This is a genomic window from Actinoplanes sp. NPDC089786 (genome assembly GCF_040684855.1).
GTDB lineage: Bacteria > Actinomycetota > Actinomycetes > Mycobacteriales > Micromonosporaceae > Actinoplanes.
Window position 1 is genome coordinate 166,906 of record NZ_JBFBGU010000008.1, and the last position, 16,014, is coordinate 182,919.

Sequence of the window (16,014 nt, forward strand, 5' to 3'; positions counted from 1 at the left end):
CGCGCGTACCCAAGGATGATCTTGATAACCCTGGCACGGGAAGTGTCGGACCCGTATGGCATCGTGAAAGCGTGATGAGCACCGGTGACAGCGCGCTCGCGGCGCTCGGCCTGGAGATCGACGCCAGCGTCGATGAGGTCGTGACGGCGACGCTGGCGTCTGTGGAGGTGGCGCTGCGCAGCAACGTGGCCAGCGCCGATCCGCTGGTGGCCGAGGCGGCACGACATCTGATGGAAGCCGGCGGAAAGCGGTTCCGGCCGCTGATCCTGGCGTTGGGGGCCCAGTTCGGCGACCCGGGGCGGCCCGAGATCATCGATGCCTCGCTCGTGGTGGAGCTCACACATCTGGCGACGCTCTACCACGACGACGTCATGGACGAGGCAGCCGTGCGGCGCGGGGCGGCGAGCGCCAACGCGCGCTGGGGCAACTCGCTGGCGATCCTGGTCGGTGACTACCTGTTCGCGCGGGCGGCCGACATCGCGGCGTCGCTGGGGCCCGAGGCGGTGCGGCTTCAGGCGCGTACGTTCTCGCGGCTGGTCCACGGCCAGATCGCCGAGACCGTGGGGCCGCGCGGCAGCGACCCGATCGACCACTACCTGGGTGTGATCACCGAGAAGACGGCGTCACTGATCGCGACGTCGGCGCGCTTCGGCGGGCTGTTCTCGGGGGCGGCGCCGGAACACATCGAGGCCCTGGCCGGCTATGGCGAGACGATCGGCATCGCCTTCCAGCTCTCCGACGACCTGCTCGACATCACGTCCGAGTCGGTGCAGTCGGGCAAGACGCCGGGCACCGACCTGCGCGAGGGCGTTCCGACGCTGCCGGTGCTCTACGCGCTGGCCGACGACGACAACGACGCCTCGGCGGTGCGGCTGCGCGAGATCCTGGCGATCGGCCCGGTGACCGACGACGCCCTGCATGCCGAGGCGCTCGGCCTGCTGCGCGATTCGGCGGCGATGAAGCGGGCGCGCGAGACGGTCCGGTGGTATGCCGAAGAGGCCCGCGCCAGCCTGGCGCCGCTGCCGGATGGTTCGTCCAAGGCGGCGATGGAAGCCCTCTGCGACTTCATCGCCGACCGGACCAACTGAGCAACATCCGGCTCCCCACGAACATCAGGAGAGCGGCCAGCAACATCGCCACGGCCGCGACCGTCCACATTGTCGGGTAACCGGCCATCGTCGCGACCGCGCCCAGCCCCAGTGGGCCGAGGCAGCCTCCGGCGTACACCCCGGTCTGGGTGATCGAGGTCGCGGCGGCCGGCGCCTGTGGGTGCAGCCGGACCACCGCGAAGTTCATCAGACCGGGCCAGCTCCAGCCCAGCCCGAAGCCCATCAGCACGCCGATGACCAGTGGCACCGTGCCCGACACGGCCAGCAGCCCCAGCCCGATCGCGCCGGCCGCCAGCAGCCCGGCGATCACTCCGACCTGCCGGCCGGGGAACCGGTCGGCCTGCCAGCCGCCGGTGATCCGGGCGAGCGCGCACACCGCGCCGCCCAGGGTGAGGGTCAGGCCGGCGGGTCCGGGCGAGATGCCGCGCTCCACCGCCGAATCGACCAGGAACGTCCCCAGCGCGTTGGCCGCGCCCGCCGCGAGCGTCGCCGCCGCCCCGAGCACGATCAGCGCCGCGGTCGCCCGGTCCCCGCTCTCTCCGCGCGACTTGCGCTTGGCGTCGTTCGGCCTGGGTACGAGCGTGAGCGCGCCGATCGCCAGCACCGCGGCCAGGGCGAACGCCCAGCGCCAGCCCAGCGTGAGCGCGATCACGGGCACCGACGCCCCGGCGAGCAGTGTGCACACCGGGATCGCCGCCTGCTTCACCCCGAACGACAGCCCCTGCCGGCGGGGCGGCACGTGCTCGGCCAGGCTGCTGTTGCTGGCAAGCTGACCCATCGCGTTGGCGGCGGCGCCGAGGGCCAGGATCGCGACCAGACTCCACAGCGATCGGGCGCCGAGAGCGATGGCCAGTAACGACGCACTGGCCAATCCGATGGCCACACGTGACACGTTCGTGGAACCGAACTTTTCGGCGAGTGCGCCGGCGGGTACCGACGCCAGTGCGCTGGCCCCGAAATAGGCCGAGACGGCGAGACCGAGTCCGGCCGGGGAGAAGCCGAGATCGTCACCGATCTGTACGGCCAGGCCACCGACCAGGAATACCGGGATGGAAACCGCGATCGTCGTGGTCAGCGCCCCGGTGACGGCGCGGACCGGACGCCTTTTCGTGAGCATCGGAGAGGTGGTAGCCATCATCCGCAGACTAAGCCTGTGTGATGCATCCAGGCACGCTCAGTGGGAATGACCACACGGCTCGTGCAAATCGACCAGGATCCACACGCATTTGGCATTCCGTCAGGGGAAGATTATTCATATGGTGTAAGTCCCCGGCGTCGGAGGTGGCTGTGCGCGACCCTCTGGCGGAGCCGTCAGATCTCATCCGGAGCGTGTCACGCGCGTTGCGTGTGCTCGAGTCGGTGGGACGTGCTCCGCGCGGACTCACCGTGAAACAGATCGCCCGGCGGTGCGAACTCACCGTCGCGACGACGTATCACCTTGTCCGAACCTTGGCCTACGAGGGCTATGTGATCCGTCGTGAGGACGGCACGTACATCGTGGGTCTGGAGATCGCCGATCGCTATCGTGAGCTCGTCTCCGCCTTCCGCGGCCCGCCCGCCGTGGGCGAGGCGCTGCGCCGAGCCGCGGTGGACACCGGATACAGCCACTATCTGGGCCGGTTCGTCGGCGGCCGGATAGCGGTGACCGCGTCGGCCGACGGCGCGCGTTCCCCGTTCATGGACGACATGACGCCCGGGTTCGACGAGGGCGGCCACGCGACCGCGCTGGGCAAGGCGCTGCTGGCCACGCTCACCGCCGACCAGCGGGCGCGATACCTGCGCGACTACGGCATGCGGCCGTTCACCCCGGCCACGCTGACCACGACCGAGGCCCTCGAAGCCGACCTGGCGGCCGGCGAGCGGCGTGGCATGCAGCTGGAGATGGGCCAGTTCCGGCAGGGCGTGGCCTGCGCGGCGGTCACCGTGATCACCGACCGCGACATGGAACGCCGGCTGGTGCTGGCCTGCTCGCTGCCTGCGGCCGAGATGCTCACGTCGGCCCGGGTGGTCCGGGCCAAGCTGACCGCGGCGGCGCGCAACGTCGCGGAGGCGCTGTCATCGGGTGGTGACGCGGCTACCGCGTGAGTTTGAACCGCTCTCTCCCTCCACACGTAAGAACGGGTGGAACACGAGGGAGGGCGGGCTCTTGGACGATCAGGAAGCCGAACTGCTTCGTGCTCTGCAGGACGAACACGGGGATGCCCTCTACGCCCACGCCGTCCGGCTCTCCGGAGGAGACCGGCAGCAGGCGGAGGATCTGGTGCAGGAAACCCTGCTCCGGGCCTGGCGGTATCCCGAGGCGCTGGACCCGGAACGTGGTGCGGTGCGGTCATGGCTGTTCACCACCGCGCGAAACCTGGCCATCGACGCCTGGCGACGCCGGTCGGTGCGGGTGGGTGAGGTGATGACCGACGTTATGCCCGAACCACCACCGGATACCGACGAGGCGGATCGCGCGGTCGAAGCATGGACCGTGGCCGAGGCGCTCGGACGGCTGTCCCAGCAACATCGTGACGTCCTGGTCGAGTGCTTCTACCGAGGACATTCGGTGGCCGAGGCCGCCGCACGGCTCGGGGTGCCCCCGGGCACAGTGAAGTCGCGCACGCACTATGCGTTGCGCTCGTTGAAGATGGCGCTGAACGAGATGGGGGTGACGGCATGAGGTGCGAGCACGAGCACGACGACGGCGCGTACGTCCTCGGTGCCCTGTCGCCCGCCGAGCGGGCCGCGTACGAGCGGCATCTCTCGACCTGCTCGTTCTGCCGGGAAGCGGTCGCGGACATCGCGGTGCTGCCCGGTCTGCTGGGCCGGCTCGAGCCGGCCGACTTCGCGAAGCTCCTCGACCCGTCGCTGACCCAGCCGGCGCCGCCGCCTCCGAGCCGCGCCTCCCATCTGGTCACCGCCGCGCAGCGCACGAGACGCAGAGAGCAGAAGAAGACGCGGGTACGGGTGCTGAGCACCGCCCTGGCCGCGGCCGTGCTGGCGCTGATCGTCGGCATCGGCGCGATGTTCGTGATGGGTGGCACCACGTCGCCGTCGACGAACCCGCAGCAGTCGGTGGCGATGCGGCAGATGAGCACGGTCGCCGACGGGGTGGCCCTGACCGCGGACATCGGCCTGACCAAGGCGCCGGGCGGCACGAAGATCGACCTGAAGTGCGTCTACAACAAGAACGCTCCCGACCTGAAGCCGTACACGGTGCGGCTGGTCGCGCACGGCGCGGACGACCAGGAGGACCAGTTGGGCTCCTGGACGGCGTCGCCGGGCAAGGAGTTCACCATGAGCGGCAACACGTACATCGGCGACGGGAGTCTCTCCCGGCTCGAGCTGGTGCGTGGTGACGGCAAGGTGCTGCTCGCCTATGACGTCCCCTGACGAGGCCTTTCGGCTCCGGGCCTTCAGGCTCTCGTCAGCGTGGCGGTAGGGCGGCGGCCGGTTCGACGGTGGCGGCCGTCGGCCCGGCCGCCGCCCTCTTGATCTTCGCGGTCCGCCGGGCGTTGCGGATCCCGTCCACGGTGAAGATGATCAGCGCCGCCCAGACCAGCGTGAACCCGGCGAGACGGGCGGCCGGCATCGGCTCGTGATAGATCAGGACGCCGACCGCGAGCTGGATGATCGGCGCGACGTACTGCATGATCCCGAGCCCGACCAGCGGCACCCGGTTGGCCGCGCCGGCGAAGAGGATCAGCGGGACGGCGGTGGCCACCCCGGAGAGCACGATGAGTACGGTGTGGCCGGCGCTCACGTGCCCCACGGTGGCCTCGCCGGTCAGGCCGAGCCAGGTCAGGAATCCGAGCGCGGGCAGGGCGAGCACCGCCGACTCGACGAACAGACCCTCGGCCGGCGGCAGGTTGAGCCGCTTCTTGATCAGGCTGTACGAGCCGAAGCTGGCGGCCAGGATCAGCGCGATGTACGGCAGGCGCCCGTAGTCGATGGTCAGCACGGCCACGGCGACCGCGCCGATCCCGACGGCCAGCCACTGCCACCGCCGCAGCCGTTCCCGCATGACCGTGACACCGAGAAGCACCACGACCAGCGGCGTGATGAAGTACCCCAGCGCGGTCTCGACCACCCGCGACGAGTTGACCCCGACGATGTACGTGCCCCAGTTGACGCCGATCAGCAGCCCCGCGAGCATCACACCGAGCAGCCGCCGCCGGTCGCGCATCAGCCGCCCCAGGAACCGCCAGTTGCGCATCACGGCGAGCACCAGGGCCACGAAGACGACCGACCAGATCACCCGGTGGGCCAGGATCTCGAACGGCGACGACGGCCGCAGCAGCTTGAAGTAGATCGGGAAGAAGCCCCAGAGCACGTACGCGCTCAGCCCGTACAGATATCCGCGCCGCTCCTCGGTCATTCCCTCACGGTAAGGGCCGCCCTGCCGTCTGTTCCTTGCATATGTCTCAACTCACGTCCGGTCAGTCGTCCCGGTCCCCGCCGTCCGGGACCAGGGCGTTGAGCAGCCAGCTGACGACGCCGACGAGAAGGGCGCCGAGGACGGCCGACGGCCAGAAGCTGTCGACGTGGAACGGCAGGTCGAACTGTCCCGCGATCCAGCTGGTCAGCAGGAACAGCAGGCCGTTGACCACGATCGCGATGAGGCCCAGGGTCAGGACGTAGAAGCCGCAGCCGATCGCCTTGATGATCGGCCGCAGGATGCCGTTGACCAGGCCGAAGATCACCGCCACGGCGATCAGCGTGCCGACCTTGCCGGGCAGCGAGTCGGTGGTCAGCTCGATGCCGCTGATCAGCACCGTCGCGAGCCAGAGCGACACCGCCGTGATGACGAGCCGGATGAGGATGCCCATGGCAACGGATGGTGCCACGATCGCGCTACCGGTCCAGCCGACACTCCGCGATCTCTCCGACGTCTATGGGGCCCGCTAACGGCCGGGCGGGCCGATCAGCTGGGCCTCGATCGGGGTCTGGGCGAGGGCGGCCCAGCGGACGGCGCGGCGGTTGATCAGGCCGACCATGTCGGGGCGGATGCGGGTCAGCCACTGGGCGGTCTCGCCCAGGCCGATCGCGGTACCCATCAGATTGGCCTCGTCGGCCCGCAGCGGCTGCACGATCAACAGGTCGGCGCGGGAGGCCACGTCGATGTCGGCGGCGCTGAAGTCGTCGCGCACCACGAGCGTGGCCTGCCAGCCGGCGCCGGGCCGTGGGTCGGCGCCGACCGGGCCGACGTCGACGACCACGAGCAGCGGGTGCAGGGGCGAACCGGGCGGGATCTCCACCGCCCGCCCCGGCGGCACCACGGCGATCGCCTCGCCCGGGACCGCCGCGCCCCGCACGAACGGCTCCCAGGCCTGGGGCCGGGCCGTCTGGACGACCACGCGGGCGCCCAGCGCCATCGCCCGCAGCGAGATCAGCTGGGCGCAGCGGACGCCGCCGACCAGCAGCGCCCGGGTCTGTTCGGGCCGGAACATCCGGGCCACCACCGGCTCACCGGCGCGGTTGCGGCCGACCATCATGCCGGCCGCGCCGAGGCTCAGGTCGAGGCCGTCCATCACGGCCGGCGGCAGCGCGCCGTCGGCGGGGCGGCCGGGCACATCGGTCAGCGGGCCGCCACCCAGCGGCAGGGTGGCCGCGAACCCCGTCAGGTGTTCGCCGTCGAGCCGGCGCACATGCCCCCGCTCGGCGGCGACCATCTTGCGCAGCGCCTGCGCGGCGAAGCCCAGCGTGGTCTGGTCGGGGGCGGCCAGCCGGACGGTCAGGTCGACCGCGACCGTCGGCGCGCCGTTCTCGTGGCGGGGACCGGCGGTCAGGCTGACCGTGGTGGCCGCGGCGGGCAGCGCCAGCATCCGGCCGATCAGGCGCTGGGCGCTCTCGGCGGCCAGGTCGGGCCAGCGGTCGAGCCGGTACGTCGCCTGGGTCAGGCCACCGATCCGCAGGCCGGGCCACATCTCCTGGGCCGGGCCGATGGCGTCGTCGTGGGCCAGTTCGCCGATCACCCGGAGCGCGGCGGCCTCACCCAGCGGCCGGGCCGGCAGCTCGCCCAGCCGGCGCGGGATCTTGCGGACCAGCCCGGAGAGCGAGCGCCGCAGGTCTTCGGCCGACCAGCCCTCGCCGGACAGCACGCGGACCGCGATCAGCGCCCGGGTGTGCCCGAGGAGCCGGCCGTCGGTGAGCTGGCGGTACGAGTTGGCCGGGGTGCCGTTGCCGGCGCGGACCGAGGGGGCGGGCACCCCGGTGAAGATCATCTGCACCCGGCACGGCGGGTGGTCGGGGCCGCCGGCCGGCGGCAGCAGCGAGGCCGGCGTGGGCAGCCGCAGGAGGTCTTCGGCCAGCAGGCCGGCCGGATCGCCCAGCTCGAGGATCGCGGTGATGCCGTGGCCGTCGACGATCACGGTGGCCTGGTCGCCGCCGAGCTCGGTCTGCTCGATCCGGGCGCCGGGCGAGGCGAGCTGGAGCACCGCGGTCGGCGAGCTGTCCAGCGTCACGGTGTGCGGCCGGCCGGAATAACGCATCCCGACACTGATCCACTCGAACGCCCACCGGCCGCGCAGCCGCAGCCAGGTGATCGCCAGCAGGATGACCGCGAGCATCGCGGCGCCGGCCAGCGCGATCGGTCCGAGGACCGCCCCGACCACCAGCAGGACCGCGGCGATCTGGGTGCTGACCAGCTGGCCGGTCCGCATGCCGAACAGGCGGCCGCGGCGCAATGGCCGGACCCGTGGCCGGGTTTGTGGGGGAATGCCCCCGCTGAGGCCGGGATAGTCGCGTCGGCCGGCCAATTCCGCAGTCACCCGCGCGCTCCCTTCCCCCGGGACATATCTGTCGGCGTCTTCGCCTTGTGCGCCACATCGTATGGCGCGGACCAGTTTCACAGGGGGCGGGTGACCGGGCGTGGTTATCCACAGGGCGGCGGTTGTCCACAGTTTGAGTAACCGGACTTCCGCCGTACCGCGCACCCCGCTACCGTCGGGCTTCGTAACTCATCGATGCCCAGCTCAGGGGTGCCCCCCAAGGTTCGGCCGCAGGGGTTAACCTGAAATCTGCATCGATGTCCTCGGTTGCAAACTGGGTCCAGCATGGATCCGCCGGCCGAGCCGTCCGATGACCGATAGCGAGAAAGCGGGGTGACGTCCGGGGTGGCCCAGACGGAAGCACAGTCGCAGCAAATGGCGGATACCGCCAACAAGTTCGACAACACCAACTCGTCGATTCAGTCCATGTTGAACACTCTCATGGGACAGCTGACGGAGCTGCAGGCAGGCTGGAAGGGCATTGCGGCGGGCGAGTTCCAGAAGGTCCGGCAGCAGTACGACGCCGACCTGAAGACGCTCAGCAAGGCGCTCACCGACACCGCCACGTCGATCCGTGAGTCCGCGACGAGCTACGACACGACCGACAGCGAGGCCGCGTCGTCGGTCTCCAAGACCGGTAGCACCGGCTACACGCTGCCGCTCTGAGGGACGAGAAGGAGATCTGATGAACGACGGTGTGCTTCTCGTCAACTGGTCCTCGCTGGCGAACGCGAGCCAGCAAATCCAGTCCGCGGTCAACAAGCTGGACGCCGACCTGGCCGACCTCGACTCCGCGGGCAAGAAGCTGCTCGGAACCTGGAGCGGTGAGGCCCAGACCGCCTACCACCAGCGCCAGACCACCTGGGAGACCTCCGCGAACGACCTCAAGCAGATCCTGCAGTCGATCAAGAACGCGGTCGACCAGGCTGCCACGGGCTACCAGGAAACGGAGAAGCGGGCAACCAACCGCTTCCAGTGATCGACCGGCGGCCGGGACCCGCTCCGACCCGGGGGTGGTCCCGGCCGCAGTCTGTCCATTGCCTGATTCGGCCGATAACGCTACCTTCTGTGATGGTCGTCGGTCACAGGGTGATTCGGTTGTCGCTGTGACAGTCTTTGCGCGTCGGTATACACCCAACTTGGTTGTCTGCCCGCTGCCGCCCATTGTGATCGTCGCCTGACCTTGTAGGTTGTACGCGTTGAGATGGTCTCGTTCGCGCGCGTTGGGAGAGTGAGCGTGTCCGAGTGGGAACCGGCGACGGACGCCGAGAGGGCGATGCGCGACGCTTTGCGCACCGACGATCAGGAGTCCTACTTCCGCATCCTCGCCGGTGTGGACCTGCTCCTGCCCGTCTCCGCGGACGCGCTCGCCGGCCTCGCGCCGTTGGGCTGGGGTACGTGGAGCACCGGCGGGCGAACACACGTGCTCGCATTCACCTCTCCGTCCGCGCTACAGGCCTGTCTGGCTGACTACACCGGCTCGGCGCGCCGGGTCGCCTACGCCGAACTCGCCGACACCTGGCCCAACCTCGAGTGGTGGCTCGCCGTCAACCCGGGGTTGCCGATCGAGGGTTACCTTCCGGCCTGGTTCGTGGCGCAGCTGTCGCGCGGCGACGTGCGCCTGCCCAAGCGTGGGCCCGGACGTGAGACGCAAGACCTGGCCGGTGCCGCCCTGGGTGGCAAGTCCGGGTCCAGCCAGCAGGGCGGGCCGATGCCGCCGACCGGTGGCGCTGCTCCTGCGGGTGGCTCTGCTCTCGCGGGTGGCTCTGCCGCCGCTGGTGCGATGGCCGGCGCGGCGAGTGGTGGCCTGCCCGGCGCCGGCGCTGACTCCGGCTTCCGGCCCGATGGCGACGGGGGCTTCCGGCCGGGTGCCGGTGCCTTCCCGCCCGACGGGCCCGAGCAGAAGTCTGGGCTCGAGCCGAAACGCACGCCGGGTGCCGCGGCCGCCTTCGGTAACCGGCCACCGCGCACGACCGGCGGCGGCGCGGCTCCCGCGGCCAGTGGCGCCCCTGGGCTGAGCGGCGGTCCCGCGACCCCCTCCGGTGGCATCACCGGCACCCGGATGGGTGGTCCGGCCGCGCCCGCCCTCCCGTCGCGCGTTCCGACCTCGTCGCCCGCCAGCGCGCCGCCAAGCTTCCCTGGCGCTCCGACCAGCGCGGCCCCGGCGAGCGGCCCGCCGGGCTTCCCCAGCGCCCCGACCAGCGCGGCGCCGGCCAGCGCGCCGCCGAGTTTCCCCAGCGCCGCGCCGGCCAGCGCCCCGCCGAGTTTCCCCAGCGCCGCGCCGGCCAGCGCCGCGCCGAGTTTCTCGAGCGCCGCGCCGTCAAGCTTCCCCGGCGCCCCGCCCGCACCGACGAGCGGCCCCGGCGGCCTTCCCACGCGCAGCCCGTCCGGCGAGCCGGGACAGAGCGGCCCCGGTGGCCTTCCCACCCGCACTCCGTCCGGTGAGCCGGCGCAGAGCGGTCCGGGTGGCCTTCCCACGCGCAGCCCGTCCGGCGAGCCGGCGCAGGGTGGCCTTCCCGCTCGTGGGGCTCCGCAGCGGCCGGGGGAGCGCAACCCCTCCGGCGAGCCGGGACAGGTCGGCCCGGGTGGCCTGCCGATCCGGAATCCAGGCGCCGTCCTGCCCAGCGGCCTGCCCTCGCGCGTCCCGCAGGCAAGTCAGACGCCGACCGGCACGGCCGGCAGCGGCTTCGTGCCCGGCGGCTACGGCCGGACCCCGGGTGACGCGCCGGCCGACGCGGTTCCGGCCGCCTACAGCCCGCCGAGCATGCCCGCCGGCACCGCGCCGTCGTCCGCCCCGCCGAGTTCGCCGGGTGCGCCCGGTGCGCTTCCGACGAGGGGCGCGCCGGCCAGCGGCGCTCCCACCAGCGGCCCGCCGTCCTCGCTGAACACCGGCCCGGCCGGCGACGGCTCCGGTCCGAGCATCGGCGGGTTGCCCCGGCGCACGGTCCCCACCGGCGGTGGCCCGGCCGACAACGCTCCGATCAGCGGCGCGGCGCCCGGCGGCCGGCCGGTCAGCGGTGTTCCGGCCGGCCCCGGCGCTCCGACGCCCACGAGCGGCCCGCCCGGCGCCCTGCCCCCGCTGCAGGATCTGAAGGCCCCGCTGCCCACCCGTACCCCGATGGCGCAGACTCCGCCCGTACCCGGGCATCTCGGCGCGGCACCTTCCACACCGGACGCCGCACCGCCTGGCCTGCCCCGCCGGCAGCCGGGCGAGACCCCGCCGAGCATGGCCGCCGCCGCGCAGTCCCTGTCCGGCAGCCGCACCGCGCCGCCCACCGAGGCCCCCGCCCGGCCGAGCTACATGCCGCCGGTCGTGCCGGGTACTCCGGGCGCCGACGCCGGTCACCCGGCCCGCACCCCGTTCGCCCAGCCCGCGGGCGCGCGACCGGAAAGCCCACGGCCGGAAGCCTCACGACCGGAAAGCCCGCGGCCGGAAGCCCAGCGGCCGGAAGCCTCACGACCGGAAAGCCGGCGACCGGAAGTCCCGGCCGAATCGGCGACGCCCGACCGGGCCGCCGACTTCACCCCGGCCAACGCGACCGAACGCGACCTGCTGGCCGCCGCCGACGAGCACAGCACCGACTCCTTCCTGTCGACGCTGCTGCTGGCCACGGTGCTGGTGCCGGTCGCCGACAACTCACGGCCGGGCAGCACGCCGGGCGAGTCGGGCTTCGTCTTCCGCACCGAGGAGATGGACGGCGGACCGTTCCTGGTGGTGTTCACCAGCCGCGACCGGCTGTCCGAGTACCACGACCACCCGGTGCGCACGGCCCCGGCGAAGTTCCTCGAGCTGATCCGCAACTGGCCCGACCCGAACTGGTCGTTCGCGGTCAACCCCGATTCGCCGGTCGGCGCCAAGTACCCGGGCCCGCAGGTCATCGCGCTGGCCAGTTGGGCCGACGAGGCCGGCCTGGGCGCCGAGCCGGAGGAGCGGGTGGAGAAGCCCGCGCCGCTGCCGCAGCGGGCCAGCGACGCCGCGCAGCACGCCACCGTGATGCAGAAGACGATCCTGCCGGGCCAGATCGACTTCTTCCTGGAGCGGGCGTACGACCGGGTGGCCGGCTTCGTGCACCGGGCCAACGAGGTCGAGCACCTGCGTACGCCGGCCGAGTTGTTCGCCGCGTTGGGCCTGGTCCACGAGGGGTCGCCGTTCCCGCCGGACGCCAAGGAGGCGTTCGTGCTGCGCTGGCCCGCGTACCGGCCGAGCCTGTACCGCATTCCCTACGGCGGGCAGAGCGAGCAGGCGCTGCGGGCGATGGACGGCTGGGTGATCGAGCGGCCGCCGTTCCGGGGCAACGGTTTCGCCCCGGGCGAGGGACGCGACGTGATCGCCGAGTTCAAGGTGGACAGTGTCCGGCTGCCGCACGGCGCGCAGCTGTGGCGGATGGATGCGGACGGCACCGAGCGGATGGTCGCGATCTTCGACGCCGACGGCCCGCAGTGGCGCAAGGTCGGTGAGCAGTGATGCGGGACGGCTACGTGGTCAACTGGCAGGGGCGGGAGTACGAGGCTGCCCCGGACGGTGACGACGCACGGATCTACGCGCCCGAGGCCGGCGACGGCTTCGAGGAGGTGCGGCCGGGGCGGTTCGTCCGGGTGCTGCGCCAGCACGAGTACGACGAGCTGATCTACGTACGCACCACCTGTACGTGGCGCGGCCAGCCGTTCATCGTGCTCGCCGAGTCGGAGCAGTGGCTGCGCGTCGAGTACACCGGCGGACGCGCCCCGATCGCCCTGCAGCTCGGGCTGGAGGAGTTCGACTACGGCGTCTACCAGGGCTGGGCGCCGCAGCACGAGGTGTCCGACCTCTACGAGCACCGGGTCTAGGATCTGTCTCACATTTCCTAAGAGCTCGTCTTCACCCAGCGCAGGATCTCGCCGGTGACCACCGACGCGGCCTCGCGGTGCACGAAGTGGCCCACGTCGGGGAGCAGCCGCCACTCGTACGGCGCCACCACGTAGCGCCCCGAGCCCTGGGCCGTGCGCGCCAGCACCGCGGTGTCCAGCTCCCCGTGCAGGTGGAGCGTCGGCGTGGTCAGCGGCTTCTGCATCGCCTTGACGAACCGGTATCCCTGCAGCCGCAGCATCGACCGGAAGACCCAGCGGTACGCCTCCAGCGCGCAGAACGCCGTCTGGGTGATCTGCATGGCTGTCCGGCACTTGGCGACGTAGTCGGCGTACTCGGGCGTGGACGTCCACGCCGGGCCGCTCCACCGGGCCATCAGCTCGCCGACCTCGGCCGCGTCGTCCTTGGTGAGCACGTGTTCGTACCGTGGCACCTGGAATTTGAGGATCGGGGCGGTCGCCGAGAACTGGCCGCGCGGGTCGACGAACAGGGCGGCGCGCAGCCGCAGCGGGTGGGCCGCGCCGAGCACGACCATCCGGGTGACCATCTGGGGGTGGAAGGCGGCGGCGGCCCAGCCGATCATGCCGCCCGCGCCCGCCCCGACGATCATCGCCGACCGCTCGCCGAGGGCCCGGATCAGGCCGGTGATGTCCGCGGCCAGCGTGTAGCCGTCGTACCCCCGCGGTGGTTTGTCGCTCGCGCCGTAGCCCCGCAGGTCGATCGCGACGGCCCGGAAGCCGGCGTCGGCCACCTCGGTCATGATGTCGGCCCAGGCCCACCAGAACTCGGGGAAGCCGTGCAGGAACAGCACGAGCGGCCCGGTGCCGGCCTCGACCACGTGGAACCGGCTGCCGTTGGCGCCGACGAACCGGTGGGTCCAAGGGCCTTCGATCAGCACGAACGAGTCGTCCACCATGCCGAAGAGGCTACGCGCAGCAATGAGCGCCCGGAGGCCGCAGCCCCCGGGCGCTCACCGGCGAAAGATCAGCTGATGCGGATCTTCATGGTGGTCGCGCCCTGCTCCACGACGCGGATCTTGACGCCGACCGCGGGCAGCTTCACCCCGGCGTACGGGATGGCCGGGTCGAAGTACAAGCGCGTGTCGTCGAACAGCGGCACGGCGGCCTTGCCCCGGATCAGCGAGGGCTTGCCGTTGACGTGCAGCGTCATCGAGTCGGCCCGGGTCAGGCTGAACGGCGCGTCGTACAGCATGACGCGGGACCGCCACGGGTTGCCCTCGATGTTGTAGATCGCGTCCGGGTGCGCGTCCACGTAGAGGTTGCGCCCGTAGCCCGGGTGGGCGTTGACGTTGTTGTCCCGGTAGCCCGAGTTGGCGTACGAGATCAACAGGCCCTTCTGATAGGCGAAGTGCTCGGCCCACAGCGGCTTGGTCGGCCAGCCGTAGTTGTACGGGCCGGTCAGCAGGTACTTGCCGAAGGACGTGTGGGTGCGGTAGCCCGCGATGTAGAAGTTGTCGTACGAGCCGGTGATCGACGAGCCGACCGTCGTCCAGCCCTTGCTGGTCCAGGTCAGCGGGCCCTCGGCACCGTCGACGGACTGCGCCGCGCCGTTCACCGTGATGGTCAGGTTGTCACCGAAGAAGCCGCCGGCGGTGACGCCCAGGTCGGTGGCGTACCGCAGGCGCACCTGGATCTGCCGGCCGAGGTACGCGGTCAGCGGCACCGAGAGGTCGGCCCATTCGGCCTGCTCGCCGCTCAGCGCCGGCCGCTTCGAGGTGTCCTTGGGGAACGGCTGCCCGTTGACCGTGCCGTCGACCGGCGTCCAGTTCGTGCCGTTGGTCGACACCTCGGCGTACAGGTAGTCGAAGCCCTCCTCGATGTTCCAGCGGCCCTTCAGGTCGAACGAGGCGCTGGTCGCCCCGGTCAGGTCGACCGTCTTGGTCAGCGTGTTCTGCAGGTTGTCCTCGTTGCCGGAGAACCACTGCTTGGCGCCCGCGAACGGCGCGCCGAGCTCTTCGGTCTGCACGATGTCGGGCAGCACCACGACCGCGCCCTGAGCGTTGTCGGTGTTGTACTCCTCCGGGCCGAGGACCAGGGTCTTCTTCTTCCCGGCGGGGACGACCTCGTAGTCGAGCCAGCCGAGCTGGAGCTTGTTCCAGGCGCCCAGGTCGCCGGGCCGGGTGCCGACCGGCTCGCCGGCGCCGTTGAGCCGGCTCTGCGCCATCAGCGACCAGTACTCGGTGTTGTTGTTGGTGCCGCCCGAGGTGTCGTAGTCGTCGGGCAGGCCGAGGTCGTGGCCGTACTCGTGGGCGAAGACGCTCAGGCCGCCGTTCTCCGGCTGGACGGTGTAGTCGCCGATCCAGAAGCCGGTGTCGCCGACCTGGGCGCCGCCGTCCAGGTTGCCCTCCGGGCCGGTGCTGCCGCCCCGCAGGTCCTGGAACGCGTACGAGCGGTGCGACCAGATCGCGTCCTCGCCCTGCTGGCGGTCGCCGTCGGCCTCGTCACCGCCGGCGTGGACGATCTGGAAGTGGTCGAGGTAGCCGTCCGGCTCGTTGAAGTCGCCGTCGTTGTCGTGGTCGTAACGGTCGTACGTGTCGAACGTGGCCAGGTCGGCCTTGATCTGCTCGTCGGTGCGACCGGCGGCCTTCTGGTCGGCGACCCACTGGTTGGCGGCGTCCTGCACCAGGAACCAGGTGTACGCGCCACAGTCGCCGTTGATGTCGCAGTCCCGGCCGTACCGGGCCTCGTTGTAGCGCACCTTGACCCAGTCGGTGACCTCGCCGTCGACGCTGTAGCGCCCGGACGACTGCGCCTCGTAGTACGTCTTCAGCGACTCGACACCGGCGCCCTGGCCGAAGTAGAGCTGCTGGTAGTGCTCGCGGTTGTAGTCGGCCTGCCAGATCGTCTTGTTGTCGACCGAGCGGTCGGGCTGGGGGATCTTGTTGCGCAGCGGGCCGTCGAAGGTGACCGGGCCGGGCGTGCCGGGAACGGTGTCCACATCGGGGAAGTCGGGGTGCCGCTCGTTGCCGAACTCGGCCAGGATCACGAACAGCCGGTCGGTCTTCTCCCGGGCCAGTTCCACATATGTTCCGTCGGCCAGCTTCGCGACCTTGCTGGCGCCACGCTTCTCAACCTTGAGCTTTCCCTTGAGGACGTCGTTGACGGCCTTCTGGCGCTTGTCGCGCCGCTTCTCCTCGAGGGGGTTGGGGTAATCGTCGACCCCGGTCCGCTTGCCGGCGGTGACCGATCCGTCGGGCGGTGCCGCTGAGGCCACCGTCGGCAGGGTTGCGCCGAACGCGGTGACCATCGCGGCGCCAAGCAGTCCTGCGACCACTTTGCGCACGTCT

14 protein-coding genes are annotated in these 16,014 nt (G+C 71.3%); 8 read left to right on the forward strand and 6 right to left on the reverse strand.

The annotated features are described in order from the left end of the window. Positions 1-74 precede the first annotated feature (74 nt). Positions 75-1,088 (forward strand): polyprenyl synthetase family protein, encoded by a 1,014-nt coding sequence (locus AB0O15_RS24200; RefSeq protein WP_364322654.1) that lies wholly within the window; start codon positions 75-77, stop codon positions 1,086-1,088. On the opposite strand, the gene AB0O15_RS24205 is transcribed toward AB0O15_RS24200, so the two are convergent. After that, positions 1,066-2,226: an MFS transporter gene (locus tag AB0O15_RS24205; RefSeq protein WP_364322418.1), complete on the reverse strand. Its 1,161-nt coding sequence runs from the start codon at positions 2,224-2,226 to the stop codon at positions 1,066-1,068. The two genes, AB0O15_RS24200 and AB0O15_RS24205, sit on opposite strands and share 23 nt — an antisense overlap. A gap of 170 nt (positions 2,227-2,396) precedes the next feature. Between AB0O15_RS24205 and AB0O15_RS24210 the strand changes: the two genes are divergently transcribed. The 3 genes from AB0O15_RS24210 (at position 2,397) to AB0O15_RS24220 (ending at position 4,484) form a co-directional block, all read left to right on the forward strand. After that, positions 2,397-3,194: an IclR family transcriptional regulator C-terminal domain-containing protein gene (locus AB0O15_RS24210; RefSeq protein ID WP_364322420.1), complete on the forward strand. Its 798-nt coding sequence runs from the start codon at positions 2,397-2,399 to the stop codon at positions 3,192-3,194. A 61-nt stretch (positions 3,195-3,255) separates the two neighbouring features. Beyond that, a complete protein-coding gene (locus AB0O15_RS24215; RefSeq protein ID WP_364322422.1) occupies positions 3,256-3,771 on the forward strand; it encodes a sigma-70 family RNA polymerase sigma factor in 516 nt (171 codons plus the stop codon). Further along, the gene (locus AB0O15_RS24220) at positions 3,768-4,484 is read left to right on the forward strand and encodes a zf-HC2 domain-containing protein (RefSeq protein ID WP_364322424.1); all 717 of its coding nucleotides are present in this window, start codon (positions 3,768-3,770) and stop codon (positions 4,482-4,484) included. Before AB0O15_RS24215 ends, AB0O15_RS24220 begins: the two co-directional genes overlap by 4 nt. A gap of 34 nt (positions 4,485-4,518) precedes the next feature. On the opposite strand, the gene rarD is transcribed toward AB0O15_RS24220, so the two are convergent. The 3 genes from rarD to eccE all read right to left on the reverse strand — a co-directional run bounded on the left by rarD (position 4,519) and on the right by eccE (position 7,861). Next, positions 4,519-5,469: an EamA family transporter RarD gene (rarD, locus tag AB0O15_RS24225; protein WP_364322426.1), complete on the reverse strand. Its 951-nt coding sequence runs from the start codon at positions 5,467-5,469 to the stop codon at positions 4,519-4,521. A 61-nt stretch (positions 5,470-5,530) separates the two neighbouring features. Then, the gene (locus tag AB0O15_RS24230; RefSeq protein WP_364322428.1) at positions 5,531-5,920 is read right to left on the reverse strand and encodes a phage holin family protein; all 390 of its coding nucleotides are present in this window, start codon (positions 5,918-5,920) and stop codon (positions 5,531-5,533) included. 75 nt (positions 5,921-5,995) lie between these two features. Then, complete coding sequence (eccE, locus tag AB0O15_RS24235) at positions 5,996-7,861, reverse strand: type VII secretion protein EccE (protein WP_364322430.1); 1,866 nt, start codon at positions 7,859-7,861, stop codon at positions 5,996-5,998. A 333-nt stretch (positions 7,862-8,194) separates the two neighbouring features. On the opposite strand from eccE, the gene AB0O15_RS24240 reads away from it, so the two are divergent. The 4 genes from AB0O15_RS24240 to AB0O15_RS24255 all read left to right on the forward strand — a co-directional run bounded on the left by AB0O15_RS24240 (position 8,195) and on the right by AB0O15_RS24255 (position 12,688). Beyond that, positions 8,195-8,527: a WXG100 family type VII secretion target gene (locus tag AB0O15_RS24240; RefSeq protein WP_364322432.1), complete on the forward strand. Its 333-nt coding sequence runs from the start codon at positions 8,195-8,197 to the stop codon at positions 8,525-8,527. 19 nt (positions 8,528-8,546) lie between these two features. After that, entirely contained in the window at positions 8,547-8,840 is a 294-nt protein-coding gene (locus AB0O15_RS24245) for a WXG100 family type VII secretion target (RefSeq protein ID WP_364322434.1), read from the forward strand. A gap of 258 nt (positions 8,841-9,098) precedes the next feature. Next, positions 9,099-12,326: an SseB family protein gene (locus tag AB0O15_RS24250; RefSeq protein WP_364322436.1), complete on the forward strand. Its 3,228-nt coding sequence runs from the start codon at positions 9,099-9,101 to the stop codon at positions 12,324-12,326. Then, a complete protein-coding gene (locus AB0O15_RS24255; protein ID WP_364322438.1) occupies positions 12,323-12,688 on the forward strand; it encodes a hypothetical protein in 366 nt (121 codons plus the stop codon). Before AB0O15_RS24250 ends, AB0O15_RS24255 begins: the two co-directional genes overlap by 4 nt. Positions 12,689-12,705: 17 nt before the next feature. Here AB0O15_RS24255 and AB0O15_RS24260 read toward each other — a convergent pair whose 3' ends face one another. Together AB0O15_RS24260 and AB0O15_RS24265 are read right to left on the reverse strand one after the other, a co-directional pair. Beyond that, positions 12,706-13,623 carry an alpha/beta hydrolase gene (locus AB0O15_RS24260; protein WP_364322440.1) on the reverse strand — a complete coding sequence of 306 codons (918 nt, stop codon included), beginning with the start codon at positions 13,621-13,623 and terminating at the stop codon, positions 12,706-12,708. Between the two features lie 68 nt (positions 13,624-13,691). Further along, positions 13,692-16,010: an immune inhibitor A domain-containing protein gene (locus AB0O15_RS24265; protein ID WP_364322442.1), complete on the reverse strand. Its 2,319-nt coding sequence runs from the start codon at positions 16,008-16,010 to the stop codon at positions 13,692-13,694. Positions 16,011-16,014 lie beyond the last annotated feature (4 nt).